The organism is Cupriavidus sp. 05N38, from assembly GCF_056397345.1.
Genome location: NZ_JBFTNF010000027.1, coordinates 35,595 through 49,753 on the forward strand (window position 1 = coordinate 35,595; position 14,159 = coordinate 49,753).

Genomic DNA, 14,159 nt, shown 5'->3' on the forward strand with positions numbered 1-14,159 from the left:
GGCCCTGGTGCCGCCCTCCATGCCACCCTCGCCGCCCTCGCCGCTGCCAAACGCGAGCGATATCGAAGCCCTGCTGGCCGCGCGCCACGCCGATCCCTTTGCCGTGCTCGGCCCGCATGCGGGCGCGCGCGGCACCGTCGTACGCGCCTGCCTGCCCGGCGCCCGGGCAGCCTGGCTGGCCGCCCCGGACGGCACCCGCCTGGCCGGGCTGGAACCGCTGCACCCTGGTGGCGTCTTCGCCGGGACCCTGCATGCCGCACGCGCCGGCGCGGCCGACTACCGACTCGGCATGCGCTGGCCGGACGGCAGCGAACAGCTCAGCGCCGATCCCTACGCCTTCGGCACCCTGCTGGGCGACCTGGACCTGCACCTGATCGCCGAGGGCCGCCACTTCGAGCTGAGCAGCTGCCTGGGCGCGCAGGCGCAGGAGCTCGATGGCATCCCGGGCGTGCGCTTCGCGGTGTGGGCGCCCAATGCCCGGCGCGTCTCGGTGATCGGCGATTTCAACGGCTGGAACCCGGCGCGCCATCCCATGCGCCTGCGCCACGGCGCCGGCGTGTGGGAGCTGTTCATCCCCGCCGGGATGGGCGCCGCGCCCGGCAGCCGCTACAAGTTCGACCTGCTGGGCGCACACGGCGAGGCGCTGCCCGACAAGGCCGACCCGCTGGCGCTGGCCACCGAGGCGCCGCCGGCCACGGCCTCGGTGGTCGCCGAGCCGGGCCGCACCGCGCCGCCCTACGCGTGGACCGACCAGGCCTGGATGCGCCGCCGCGCCGGCACCGACCCGCATGCCGCGCCGATGTCCATCTACGAGCTGCACGTGCTGTCCTGGCTGCGCGAGGTCAACGACCCCGTGCGCGGCTGGGAGCGGCTGGCGGCGCGGCTGGTGCCCTATGTGCAGGAACTCGGCTTCACCCACATCGAACTGATGCCGGTGATGGAGCATCCGTTCGGCGGCTCGTGGGGCTACCAGCCGCTTTCGCTGTTCGCGCCCACCGCGCGGCTGGGCCCGCCGCAGGCCTTCGCCGCCTTCGTGGACCGCTGCCACGAGGCCGGCATCGGCGTGATCCTGGACTGGGTGCCGGCGCACTTCCCCACCGACCCGCACGGCCTGGCCCGATTCGACGGCACCGCGCTGTACGAGTACCAGGATCCGCGCGAGGGCTTCCACCAGGACTGGAACACACTGATCTACAACCTGGGCCGCAACGAGGTGCGCGGCTTCATGCTGGCCAGCGCGCTGCACTGGCTGGAGCACTATCACGTCGACGGCCTGCGCGTGGATGCGGTGGCATCCATGCTCTACCGCGACTACAGCCGCGAGGCCGGCCAGTGGCTGCCCAACCGCTTCGGCGGGCGCGAGAACCTGGAGACGGTGGCCTTCCTGCGCGAACTCAATACCGTGGTGCGCGAGCGCTGCCCGGGCGCCATGACCATCGCCGAGGAGTCCACCGCCTGGCCCGGCGTGACCGCACCGGTGCAAAGCGGCGGCCTTGGCTTTACCTTCAAGTGGAACATGGGCTGGATGCACGACACGCTGCGCTACCTGGCGCAYGACCCCGTGCACCGCGCCTGGCACCACCAGGACATGACCTTCGGCATGGTCTACGCGTGGTCCGAAGCCTTCGTGCTGCCGATCTCGCACGACGAAGTGGTGCACGGCAAGGGCTCGATGATCGGCAAGACGCCCGGCGACGACTGGCAGCGTTTCGCCAGCCTGCGCGCCTACTACGGCTTCATGTGGACCCACCCCGGCAAGAAGCTGCTCTACATGGGCGCCGAGTTCGCCCAGTGGCGCGAATGGAACCACGACACGGAGCTGGACTGGCCGCTGCTTGAGCAGCCCGCGCACCGCGGCATGCAGGCGCTGGTGCGCGACCTCAACCGCATGCACGCCACGCTGCCGGCCCTGCATGCGCTGGATCACCGCCCCGAAGGCTTCAGCTGGGTGGTGGGCGACGACAGCCGCAACAGYGTGTTCGCCTACCTGCGCCGCGCCGCGCCGGGCGGCCGCGAGGTGGCGCTGGCGGTGGTCAACATGACGCCCTTGGTGCGCCCCGACTACCGCCTGGGCGTGCCGTTCGCCGGGCGCTGGCTCGAATGCCTGAATACGGACGCGGCCATCTACGGCGGCGGCAACGTCGGCAATGGCGGCGAAGTGCTGGCCACCGACGCGCCCTCGCACGGGCAGCCCGCCTCCCTCATCCTCACCATCCCGCCGCTGGCCACGCTGGTACTGCGCTTTGCCGACGATCCGGCAGGCGGCGCCGCCGAAGATTTCGCCAACCGAGGAGCCTGACCTTGCCCCTTGCCCCTGCCACCCGCATGCTGCCAGGCAAGCCGTACCCGCTGGGCGCGCACTGGGACGGACTCGGCATCAACTTCGCCGTGTTCTCGGCCAATGCCGCCCGCATCGACCTGTGCCTGTTCTCGGACAACGGCCGCAAGGAACTGGCCCGGCACACGCTGCCGGAATGCACGGACGAGGTCTGGCACGGCTACCTGCCACACGCCGCGCTGGGCACGGTCTATGGCTACCGGGCCTTCGGCCCCTACGAACCGGCGCACGGGCACCGTTTCAACCCGCACAAGCTGCTGCTCGACCCCTACGCGCGGCAACTGAGCGGACCGGTGCGCTGGTCGGACGCGCTGTTTGGCTACCGCCTGCAAAGCGCGCGCGCGGACCTCACGCCCGATCGCCGCGATAGCGCGCCCACCATGCCCAAGGCCGTGGTGGTGGACGCCAGCTTCCACTGGGGCGACGACCGTTTCCCGGCGGTGCCGTGGGAGCAGACGGTAATCTACGAAGTGCATCCGCGCGGGCTGTCGATGCTGCGCCACGACCTGCTGCCGCATATCCGCGGCACCTTTGCCGGGCTGTGCGACCCGCGCTTTGTCGAGCACCTGAAAAAACTGGGCGTCACCACCGTGGAACTGCTGCCGGTGCATGCCTTCCTGCAGGATCGTTTCCTGCTCGAGCGTGGGCTGCGCAACTACTGGGGCTACAACACGATGGCGTACTTCGCCCCGGAGCCGGCCTATCTCGGCAACGGCCAGCTCAACGAGCTGAAGGTGGCGGTGCGGCGCCTGCACGCGGCGGGCCTGGAGGTCATCCTCGACGTGGTCTACAACCACACCTGCGAAGGCAACGAGCTGGGCCCCACCGTCTCGTGGCGCGGCCTGGACAATGCCAGCTACTACCGCCTCATGCCCGGCGACGAGCGCCACTACATCAACGACACCGGCTGCGGCAACACGCTCAACCTGTCGCACCCGCGCGTGCTGCAGATGGTGATGGATTCGCTGCGCTACTGGGTGGAGTGCTTCCACGTGGACGGCTTCCGCTTCGACCTGGGCAGCACGCTGGGCCGCGAAGGCACCGGCTTCGACCCCGGCGCGGGCTTCTTCGACGCCATCCTGCAGGACCCGGTGCTGTCGCGCGTCAAGCTGATCTCCGAGCCCTGGGATCTCGGCCCCGGCGGCTATCAGGTCGGCAACCACCCGCCCGGCTTTGCCGAGTGGAACGACAAGTTCCGCGACACCGTGCGCCGTTTCTGGCGCGGCGACGCCGGCCAGCGCGGCGACCTGGCGGCGCGGCTGGCCGGATCGGCCGACATCTTCGACCGCCGCCACCGCAAGCCCTGGGCCTCGGTCAACTTCATCACCGCGCACGACGGTTTCACGCTGGCCGACCTGGTCAGCTACAGCGCCAAGCACAACGAAGCCAACGGCGAGGACAACCGCGACGGCACCGACGACAACGCCAGGGCCAACTGGAGCCCGGACGGCAGCGCCGAAGGGCCCACCGGGGATCCCGCCATCCAGGAAACGCGCGGGCGCGTGGCGCGCGCGCTCATGTCCACGCTGCTGCTCTCGCACGGCACGCCGATGCTGACCGCCGGCGACGAATGGTGCCGCAGCCAGCACGGCAACAACAACGCGTACTGCCAGGACGGCGAACTGTCCTGGCTCGACTGGGAGGGCGCCGACGCCCCGGCCGGGCGCGCCATGACTGCCTTCGTCAGCCGCCTGCTGGCGGCGCGCCGGCGCTTGCATGCCTTTGCCGAGACCGGCTTCGCCCATGGTCGCCGGGAAATCGAACCCGGCCTGGCCGATATCGCCTGGTTCGACACCGACGGCGAGCCGCTCACCCCGGAGCAATGGTCCGGCAGCGAGGGCCGCACACTGGCGCTGCGGCGCGCCGCCACCGCGCCGGGCGGCCAGGTCCAGGTGACCTTGCTGCTGTTCAATGCCGGCGGCGAGGACGCCGATTTCCACATGCCAGAACCGCGCCAGGACTGGCGCCTGCTGCTCGACAGCAGCCGCCCGGAATCGCCCGAGGCATCCGCCGGCACGCCCGTGCGCGTGCCCGCTCATGCGGTGGTACTGCTGCTGGCGGTGCCGGCCGACGAAGCGGATTCGCAATGGAGCTAGCGACCCGCGCATCAACGGCCGGAGAAGGAGGCCGCATCATGAACGCTGTGCCATCGGTGGCGACACCCGCGCCGCTGCAATCTTTCGGGCCCCATCGTCTCGCGGACGGGCGCATGTGCTTCCGGCTGTGGGCGCCGGACGCCACTGCCGCCGGGCAGCCGATCCGCCTGGAGATCGCCGGCATGGGGCCGGTACCGATGTGCGCGGCGCCCGGGCCGGACGGGGACGAAGGCTGGCTGGAGGCCATCGCCCCCTGCTGTCCCGACGCCCGCTACTGGTTCCGGCTGGACGACGGCAGCACCGTGCCGGACCCCGCCAGCCGCGCGCAGGCCACCGATATCGGCGGCGCCAGCCTGGTATGCGATCCGGCCGCCCATGCGTGGTGCCACCCCTTCTGGCGCGGCCGCCCCTGGCAAGAGGCCGTGATCTATGAAATGCATGTCGGCTTGTGCGGCGGCTACGCCGGCGCGGCCCGCCAGCTGCCGCGCCTGGCCGCGCTCGGCTTCACGGCGGTGGAGCTGATGCCGCTGGCCGAGTTTCCCGGCGGGCGCAACTGGGGCTATGACGGCGTGCTGCCGTTCGCGCCCGAATGCAGCTATGGCACGCCCGCGGCATTGCGCGCGCTGGTGGACTGCGCACACGGCCTGGGCATGGCCGTGCTGCTCGACGTGGTCTACAACCACTTCGGCCCGGAGGGAAATTGCCTGCACCAGTACGCCAGCGCATTCTTTCGCGACGACATGCGCACGCCGTGGGGCCCGGCCATCGATTTCCGCCGCCCCGAGGTGCGCCGCTTCTTTACCGAGAACGCCCTGTACTGGCTGGAGGACTTCCGCTTCGACGGCCTGCGCCTGGACGCCGTGCACGCCATCGTCGACGAAGGCTGGCTGCGCGAACTGGCCGGCGAGATCCGCGCGCGCCATCCCGACCGGCATATCCACCTGGTGCTGGAGAACGACCACAACGACGCCGGCCTGCTCGCCGCCGGCTACGACGCGCAATGGAACGACGACGGCCACCACGCGCTGCACGTATTGCTGACCGGCGAGCGCGACGGCTATTACGGCGACTACGCCATGCCTGCCTGCGAGGGCCCCGTGCAGGGCGAGGGCACGCCGCACGCGGCGGCGCTGGGACACCTCGCGCGCGTGCTGGCCGAAGGCTTCTCCTACCAGGGCGAGGCCTCGCCCACGCGCAGCCAGCCGGCCAAGCCCGTGCACCGGGGCCAGCCCAGCGCCGCGCTGCCCCCCACCGCCTTCGTGCTGTTCCTGCAGAACCACGACCAGACCGGCAACCGGGCCATGGGCGAGCGCCTGGCCACGCTGGCCGGCGCCGACGCCCTGCGCGCGGCGGTGCTGCTGCAGTTGCTGTGCCCGCAGGTGCCGCTGGTCTTCATGGGCGAGGAATTTGGCGCCACCACGCCCTTCCTGTACTTCACCAGCCATCCGCCTGCGCTGGCCGAGGCGGTTCGCGAGGGCCGCCGGCGCGAGTTCGGCGCCGTGGCTGCATTCTCCGACCCGGCCCGCGCGGCGCGCATACCGGATCCGAACGACCCGGCCACCTTCGAGGCCTCGCGCCCGCGCCTCGAAGGCGACAACGCCTGGAGCCACTATTACGGCGCCCTGCTAGCCACGCGCCACCGTGAACTGGCGCCGCGCCYGGCAGGCTGCATGAGCGCGGGCGTGCGCATCCTCGGCGAACGCGCGCTGGCGGCAAGCTGGCGGCTCGGCGACGGCGCCCTGCTCACTGTCTGGATCAATCTCGGCGATGCGCCGGTGCCGGCCGTGCTACCCGGCCTGCCGCCCGCGATCCCCGCGCGGCTGCTGGCGCAGAGCCGCCAGGACGCCTTGCAGGCGCTGGCCGCTGGTACGTTGCCGCCGGCCTGTGCCATCGCCTGCCTGGGCGGCGGCAGGCACCAACCCGCCTAGCGCAGCCCGCCATGGACACGGATCCCCTTGACGGGCAACCCCTGCGCGCCGCCGGTCCGCGCGATCCGGCACTGCAGCCGCTGCACGCACTGGCCGGGCGTGCCGGCCTGATGGTGCACTGGGAAGACGCCCAGGGCCGCGCGCGCGAGGTCGAGCCCGATGTGCTGCGCGCCATCCTGGCCGCCCTGGGGCTGGCCAGCGCCACCGCCGGGCAATGCGAGGCATCGCGGGCGCAACTGGCGGCCGAAGACGCGGCCCGGGCTTTGCCCCCGCTGCTCACCGCCAACCAGGGCCACCCCGTGGCGATACCGCTGGCGCATACGATTTCGCGGCTTCCCTACCGGCTCGAACTGGAGGACGGCACCGTGGTGAACGGCACCGCGCGCCCTCATGCCGATGGCGGCATGCACGTAGCGGCCATCGCTGCCATCGGCTATCACCGACTGCTGGTCGGCGATGCCGAGCTTACGCTGGCGGTGGCGCCGGCCCGCTGCTTCGGTGTCGCCGATGCCTTGCGCGCGGGCGCTGGCGCCAGCGCGGCCAGCCACAGGCGGCCCTGGGGCCTGTCTGTGCAGTTGTACTCGCTGCGGCACGGCGCGCCAGCCGGCCTTGGCGACCTGACCACGCTGGCCGCGTGCTGCGAGGCCGCCGCTGGCGCGGGGGCGGACGCCGTCGCCATCAATCCGCTGCACGCGGGCTTTGCCGCCCTGCCGGAGCGCTACAGCCCGTATTCGCCTTCGAGCCGGCTGTTCCTTAACCCGCTCTACGCGGATCCCGCTGCCGTCTTTGGCCAGGGCGCCGTGGACCGGGCCGTCGCCGCGCTTGCGCTGGGCCGCATCATGCCGGCGCTGGAAGCCCGCGCCGAAATCGACTGGCCGGCGCTGGCGCGCGCGCGCAATGCCGTCATGCAGTGGCTGTGGCAGCATCGCGCCACGTTGCTGCCGGCGCGCGCGCTTCAGGCATTCACGGCATTCCGCCTGCGCCAGGGCGCCGCGCTGGAGGCGCACGCGCGCTTCGAGGCGCTGCAGGCGCAGCGCGTGGCCACGGCCGGCAGCCCCGCCGAAGCCGCCGCCGCGGCCGACTGGCGGCAATGGCCAGTCACCGAGCGCGCGCCGGCATCGGTCGCGCTCGAAGCCTTCGCCAGCGCGCACGCGGATGCGGTGGGCTACCACGCTTTCGCACAGTGGCTGGCGGCCGACGGCCTGGCCGCATCCCAGCGCCGCGCGCGCGCCGCCGGCATGGCGATCGGCGTGGTGGCGGACCTGGCGGTCGGCACCGATGGCGGCGGCAGCCACGCCTGGACCCGCCAGGGCGAGATCCTGGCGGGCGTCTGCGCGGGGGCGCCACCGGATCTGTACAACCCGCTGGGCCAGGGCTGGGGAATCTCCGTATTCTCGCCGCGCGCGCTCCGGCACGGCTTTGGCGCGTTCATCGAGATGCTGCGCGCCAACCTCGGCCCGGTCGGCGGCCTGCGCATCGACCACGCGCTGGGGCTGGCGCGCATGTGGCTGGTGCCGGACGGCGCGCCGCCCGCCGCCGGCGCCTACCTTCGCTTTCCGTTCTCGGACCTGCTGCGGCTTGTCGCGCTGGAGTCGTGGCGCCATCGCGCCATCATCGTGGCCGAGAACCTCGGCACGGTACCGGCCAGCTTCAACGAGAGCCTGGCCGCGCGCGGCATGCTGGGCATCGACGTGCTGTGGTTCGAGCGCGCCGGCCCCGAGGCATCGGCCCACGCGCCGGCGCGGCTGCCCGTGGAAACGCCCGCCGCAGGCGCCCCTGCCGTGCCGGATTTCCTGCCGCCCGAACGCTGGCCTGCCGAAGCGGTGGCGACCACCACCACCCACGACCTGCCCACCGTGGCCGGCTGGTGGTCGGGGCGGGACATCACGTGGCGCGCCCGGCTGGGCCAGCTCGGTGCCGGCGAGACCGAGGCCAGCGCGCTGGCCGCCCGCGCCCGCGACCGCACCGCGCTGTGGCGGGCGCTGGCGCAAGCGGGGCTGGTGCTCGGGCCCGAAGCCGCGCCGGGCGACGCCCCGCTCGACGCCGTGCTGGCGTGGCTCGGACGCGCCGCCACGCCGCTGCGGCTGGTGCCGGTGGAAGACCTGCTGGGCGCGCGCGAGCAGCCCAACCTGCCCGGCACCATCGCCGGCCATCCCAACTGGCAGCGGCGGCTGGACGCCGACGTACGCACGCTGTTCGATGCCTGGCCGGTACGCCAGCGCGTTGCCGCGCTACGTGGCCCGGGCGGCGACGCCGGGCCTTCCCGCCAGCCGCCGCCCCGCAAGGAGAAACGCTGAATGCCCCAACCCTGCCTGCCGCCACGCGCCACGGCGCGCCTGCAGCTGCATGCCGGCTTCACCTTCGAGCATGCCGCGCAGCAGGCCGGCTACTACGCAGCGCTTGGCGTCAGCCACCTTTACCTGTCGCCTGTGTTCGCCGCGCGGCCCGGCTCCACGCACGGCTACGACGTAACCGATTTCCGCGTGATCAACCCCGAGCTGGGGGGCGAGGATGGCTTCTACCGCTTCGCCGAGTGCGCGCGCGAACATGGCCTGGGGCTGGTGCTCGACATCGTGCCCAACCATATGGCGGCCAGCCCCGCGCACAACCCGTGGTGGCGCGACGTGCTGGCGCGCGGCGCGCAGAGCGCGTACGCCCATCATTTCGACATCGACTGGCATTCGCCCGACCCCGACCTGCATGGCCGCGTGCTGTTGCCGGTGCTGGGCAAACCGTACTGGGATGCGCTGTGCGCCGCGGAGCTGACGGTGCGCTTCGACCAGCAAGCCGGCCAGCCGCTGCTGTGCTACGGAGGCCAGACGCTGCCGCTGGCGGAGGACACCTTCGAGCCGGACACGGCCGCGGCGCTGCCTGCCCTGCTCGATGCGCACCAGCCCGAGGGCCGCGCGCGCCTGCACGAGTTGCTGGAGCAGCAGCACTATCGGCTGGCCTGGTGGGCCACCGCCGCCGACGAGCTGAACTGGCGGCGTTTCTTCGAGGTGAGCGACCTGGTCGGCATGCGGGTGGAACAGCCGGCGGTGTTCGACGCTGTCCATGCCCTGGTATTCGCGCTGTTCCGCGACGGCTGGATCGACGGTGTGCGGGTGGACCACGTGGACGGGCTGGCCGACCCGGCCGCCTATTGCCAGCGCCTGCGCGCCCGGCTCACCGCGCTCGCGCCCGAGCGGCCGCCGGGGCGCGCCGTGCAATGCCCCTGGCTTGTGGTCGAGAAAATCCTCGCGCCCGGCGAAGCGTTGCGCGCCGACTGGCTGGTGGACGGCACTACCGGCTATGACTTCATGGACGCCGTGTCCGCACTGCTGCACGACGGCGACGGCGCCGCCGGGCTCGATGCGCTGTGGCAACGGATGAGCGGCGAGACGCGCAGCGTCGAAGCACAGGTGCAGGCGGCCCGCGCCCATTTGCTGTCGCATCACCTGGTCACCGAATTCGAGGGCGCGAGCCGCCGCCTGCATGCCTGCGCGCGCAGCGAGCCGGCTACGCGCGATCTCACGCTGGCCAGCCTGCGCCGCGCGCTGGCCGCCCTGCTGGTGCCGCTGCCGGTCTATCGCACCTACTTCAGCGAACGCCTGCGCTCGCGCGAGGACAAGGCCGTGCTGGAGCGCGCCGGCGCTGCCGCGCACGCCGTGCTGTCCGCCACCGACCGGCCCGCGCTGGCGCACCTGCTGTCATGGCTGGCCGATCCTGCCCGCGACAGCACGGCGCTGCGCGAGGCGCGCACGCGCGTGCAGCAATTGATGCCGCCGCTGGCAGCCAAGGCGGCGGAAGACACCGTGTTCTACCGCCACGGCCGCCTGCTCTCGCGCAACGAAGTGGGCAGCGACCCGGCAACCCTGGCCCTCACGCCCGAGGATTTCCACGCGCGCATGGCGCAGCGGGCGCAGGCCTGGCCACAGGCCATGCTGGCCACCGCCACGCACGACCACAAGCGTGGCGAGGATGCACGCATGCGCCTGGCGGTGCTGAGCGAGTTGCCCGGTGAATGGGCCCGGGAGGTGCGCGACTGGGAGCAGCAATGCCAGCCACTGCTGGCACGCCTGCCGTGCGCGCCCGACGCGGCGGACCGCCTGATGCTGTACCAGACGCTGGTCGGCGCATGGCCGGCGGCGCTCGATCCCCGCGACACCGACGGCGTGGCGGCACTGCTCGCGCGGGTGCGCGAGTGGCAGCGCAAGTCGATCCGCGAAGCCAAGCGGCACGGCACCTGGACCAGCCCGGACAGCGCCTATGAGCAGGGCAGCGCGGATTTCCTCGCGACGCTGGCGCACGACCGGGACGGTGGGCGCGGCAGCGTGCTGGCGCGGATCGCCGCCTTCGCCCGGCGCATCGCCGTGCCGGGCGCCGTCAACAGCCTGAGCCAGACGCTGCTGCAGCTTACCGCGCCGGGCGTGCCCGACCGCTACCAGGGCACCGAAGACTGGGACCTCAGCCTGGTCGATCCCGACAACCGCCGCCCGGTGGATTTCGACAAGCTGCGCGCCGGCCTGGGCGATGCCGCGGGCTGGCCCGCCTGGCTGGCCAGCTGGCAGGACGGCCGCCTCAAGCTGCAACTGATCCGCAGCGTGCTGGCGGCGCGCCGCGCGCATGCCGCGCTGTTCGCCGCGGGCGACTATCGCCCGGCCGCGCTCGGCGGCGCGCTGGCGGCGCACGCCGTGGCGTTCGCGCGCCGCCATGGGCAGGTGCAGGCACTCGTGGTGGCCACCCGGCTGGCCGCGCACCTGAGCGATCCCGGACAGCCCCGGGTCGCGCGCGAGCATTGGCGCGACACCGCGCTGCAGGCCGGGCATGGGCAGGACAGCCAGTGGGTGGACGTACTGACCAGCCGGCCCCTGCTCGCTCGCGCGGGTCGCCTGCCGCTGGCGGAAGTCCTGGAGATGCTGCCGGTGGCATTGCTGCTGCGCACTCCGTGACAACGTTTGCAGCACATCCGAAAAACTATTCCCCTCTCAAGTGGGGAAGCCGTGAAGCGCCGAACTGCGCAGACTGGTTACCCAATGTCGTCAAGCCAATGCGCCCCGGCGCGCAGGACCCGGCCATGACCCATAGACAGAATGTTTGCCCACTTTGCGGCACCCAGGCCGAAACCCGCACCCGCCGCGGCAGTTACGGACAATGGGTGTTGTATGGCTGCGGCAATCCCCAATGCGGGCCCACCGAGATCAGCACCGGCGCGCGCCGCAACCTGCGCGAGCCCGGCCGCCAGGCCGAGCTGCGGGCCCTGGCCCGCACCAGCCGCGAGCACGGCAAGGTACCGCGCTTGTGCTACGACGGCCCGCGCGGCGAGATCTACGTCGAATTCGACTAGTCAGCGGGGACCGGCAGCCCGCTGCGCGTCCGCCCTGCATAGCGTCTCGAACTGGCCGTCGAACGGCGCGCTGGCGCTGCCCAAGGCCTTCGTCGCCTGGGCCGCTCACCTCACATTGAACGGCAGGCCTTGCCAGCTCCACGGCGGTTCGCATCCGCGCTTCGACGCGCACGGCCGTGTCACCTGCCACCGACTACCGTGATGCGGCGGAAGCACCGTCGCAGCAGTTGCCGGTGCCCGGCCCGCCGGTGGCATGGTCGCGCCGCCGCTTCGCCACGCCGGCGTCATGGCCGCCGCTGCCGCGCCGCGCAACGGGGCGCGCTGGCATTCCTCGTGATCCGCCGTTACATTCCATGCAGTTTGTGACCGCGCTGGTACGCGGCGGACGGAACATCCCGGCGTCGGCCGCGGTCCACTATGCGTACCGCACGGCAACACAAGGACTGCCCAATGCAATTGACCACCGACGATCTTCTGGCACTGTTCTGCGCCAGCGTGCTCACCGTGACGGTGGTTGCGATCCACTACGAGGTGTTGCGGCTGCTGTCGGAAATGAGCCCGCGCCGCTGGGCCGGGCGCGTCAATGTGGGCGTGCTGATCGCCTTCATCATCCTCGCCCATTGCCTGGAAGCCATCGTGTTCGCCGGGGGCTACTGGGCCGCCGGCCACTGGCTGGGCCTCGGCGGCCTGGCCGGGCCGCAGGAGATCCAGCCCATCACCTACGTCTATTTCTCGCTCGAGACCTATACCACGCAGAGCCTGGGCGACATCTCCCCGGTTGGCGCGACGCGGCTGATCGCCAGTATCGAGCCGCTGGTCGGCCTGATCCTGATCGGCTGGTCCACTTCATTCACCTACATCATCATGCGCCGCGACTGGCCCACAGGCAGGTCCAGGCACGCATCCCAGGACGAGATCTAGCCCGCGGCCGGCACGCCGCGGCGCACGGAGCCGGCGCTACAGGATCGGCGCGAACAGGGTCGCCACGTGCATCGCCACGCGCCGCAGGTGGGTCCCGCCCATGTACTCCTCGCGCCCGATGCGGCGCGCCTGTGCGAAATCCTCCTCCAGCATGGCCGCCACGCTGGCGGCAAAGCCGCGGTGCGCGGTCATGACCATGATCTCGAAGTTCAGGCGGAACGAGCGGTTGTCCAGGTTGGCGCTGCCCACCGCCGCGGCCTCGTCGTCGATCAGGATCACCTTCTGGTGCAGGAAACCCGGCTGGTAGCGGTAGATCTTCACGCCTGCGCAGATGGCCTGGTAGGCGTACAGCGTGGAGGCCGCGAACACCACCAGGTGATCCGGGCGCGCCGGCAGCAGGATACGCACATCCACGCCGCGCAGCACCGCCAGCCTGAGCACGGCGAACACGGCTTCGTCCGGGACGAAGTACGGACTGGTGATCCACACGCGCCAGCGCGCCGACTGGATCGCCTCGACGAAGAACAGCGAGCAGGTCTCCTGCGCGTCGGCCGGGCCGGAAGGCACCACCTGGCAGGTCATGGTGCCGGCCGGCGCGGCCGGCGGCGGCAGCAGCACCGGCACCTCGCGCGCGGCCCAGTACCAGTCCTCGGCGAAGACCATCTGCAAATCGAGCACCGCGCTGCCGCGGATCTCGATATGCGTGTCGCGCCAGGGCGCCAGCGGCGGCTTCAGGCCCAGGTATTCGTTGCCGACATTGTGGCCGCCCGTAAACGCGCAGGCGCCGTCCACGATCACCAGCTTGCGGTGATTGCGGAAATTGAGCTGGAAGCGGTTGACGAAGCCGCGCCGCGTGGCAAACGCGCGCGCCTCCACGCCCGCCGCCAGCAATCGCTTCACGTAGTCGCCGGGCAGCGCGTGCGAGCCGATGCTGTCGTAGAGGAAATACACCTTCACGCCGGCGCCCGCGCGTTCGCACAGCAGGTCCTGCAGGCGCTGGCCCAGCGCATCGTCATGGACGATGAAGAACTGCACGATCACCACCTGCCTGGCGGCAGCGATGGCGGCCAGGATGGCAGCGAAGGTGGCGTCCCCGTTGACCAGCAGGCGCACGGCGTTGTTGGCCAGGCAAGGCATGCCGGTGAGCCGCGGCAAGGCCCGCAGGCAGGCCTGCTCGGGCGCGTGCACCACGCTGGCATCGCGCGCGGCGCGCTCGCCGGCGTCCATGTCGAACGTGACCTCGCGCAGGCGATCGTTGTTGAAACGGCGCGCGTTGACGTAGCCGGCGAAATTGCTGCTGCCCAGGATCAGGTAGGGCACCAGCGCGAAATACGGCATCATCACCAGCGACCCTGCCCACGCGATGGCGCCCGGTGCCGTGCGCACGGTCATCACCGCGTGCAGGGCGGCGAGGATGCCGAGTGCATGGAAGACCAGCACGATCGCAGCGATCAGGGAAGGGCTGAGCATGACCGTCAGGGGTCGCCATGCGGCGACGGATCACAATGCCTGCCATTCTGGCATAGGCGCGGCAGGATTTCGCGGCAGGC

The 14,159-nt window shown here is 71.7% G+C and carries 8 protein-coding genes; 7 read left to right on the top strand and 1 reads right to left on the bottom strand.

Annotated elements, in window-relative coordinates; translation table 11 throughout:
* The first annotated feature begins 19 nt into the window (after positions 1 to 19).
* From glgB to AC1DK4_RS19875, 7 genes are all read left to right on the top strand, one after another.
* Positions 20 to 2,299, top strand: coding sequence for a 1,4-alpha-glucan branching protein GlgB (gene glgB, locus AC1DK4_RS19845; protein ID WP_441615430.1), 2,280 nt, complete (start codon positions 20 to 22; stop codon positions 2,297 to 2,299).
* Positions 2,300 to 2,325: 26 nt separating this feature from the next.
* Complete coding sequence (gene glgX / locus AC1DK4_RS19850; protein ID WP_477131729.1) at positions 2,326 to 4,434, top strand: glycogen debranching protein GlgX; 2,109 nt, start codon at positions 2,326 to 2,328, stop codon at positions 4,432 to 4,434.
* Between the two features lie 38 nt (positions 4,435 to 4,472).
* Complete coding sequence (treZ, locus tag AC1DK4_RS19855; protein WP_477131724.1) at positions 4,473 to 6,362, top strand: malto-oligosyltrehalose trehalohydrolase; 1,890 nt, start codon at positions 4,473 to 4,475, stop codon at positions 6,360 to 6,362.
* Between the two features lie 11 nt (positions 6,363 to 6,373).
* Positions 6,374 to 8,659: a 4-alpha-glucanotransferase gene (gene malQ / locus AC1DK4_RS19860; protein WP_441643297.1), complete on the top strand. Its 2,286-nt coding sequence runs from the start codon at positions 6,374 to 6,376 to the stop codon at positions 8,657 to 8,659.
* Positions 8,660 to 11,293, top strand: a complete 2,634-nt coding sequence (gene treY, locus AC1DK4_RS19865; RefSeq protein ID WP_441615267.1) for a malto-oligosyltrehalose synthase — start codon at positions 8,660 to 8,662, stop codon at positions 11,291 to 11,293.
* Positions 11,294 to 11,418: 125 nt separating this feature from the next.
* Complete coding sequence (locus AC1DK4_RS19870; RefSeq protein ID WP_441615265.1) at positions 11,419 to 11,688, top strand: hypothetical protein; 270 nt, start codon at positions 11,419 to 11,421, stop codon at positions 11,686 to 11,688.
* Positions 11,689 to 12,138: 450 nt separating this feature from the next.
* Entirely contained in the window at positions 12,139 to 12,609 is a 471-nt protein-coding gene (locus AC1DK4_RS19875; protein WP_477131725.1) for an ion channel, read from the top strand.
* 36 nt (positions 12,610 to 12,645) lie between these two features.
* On the opposite strand, the gene cls is transcribed toward AC1DK4_RS19875, so the two are convergent.
* On the bottom strand, positions 12,646 to 14,079 hold the full coding sequence (gene cls / locus AC1DK4_RS19880) for a cardiolipin synthase (protein WP_441615262.1): 1,434 nt from the start codon (positions 14,077 to 14,079) through the stop codon (positions 12,646 to 12,648).
* Between the last annotated feature and the right edge of the window lie 80 nt (positions 14,080 to 14,159).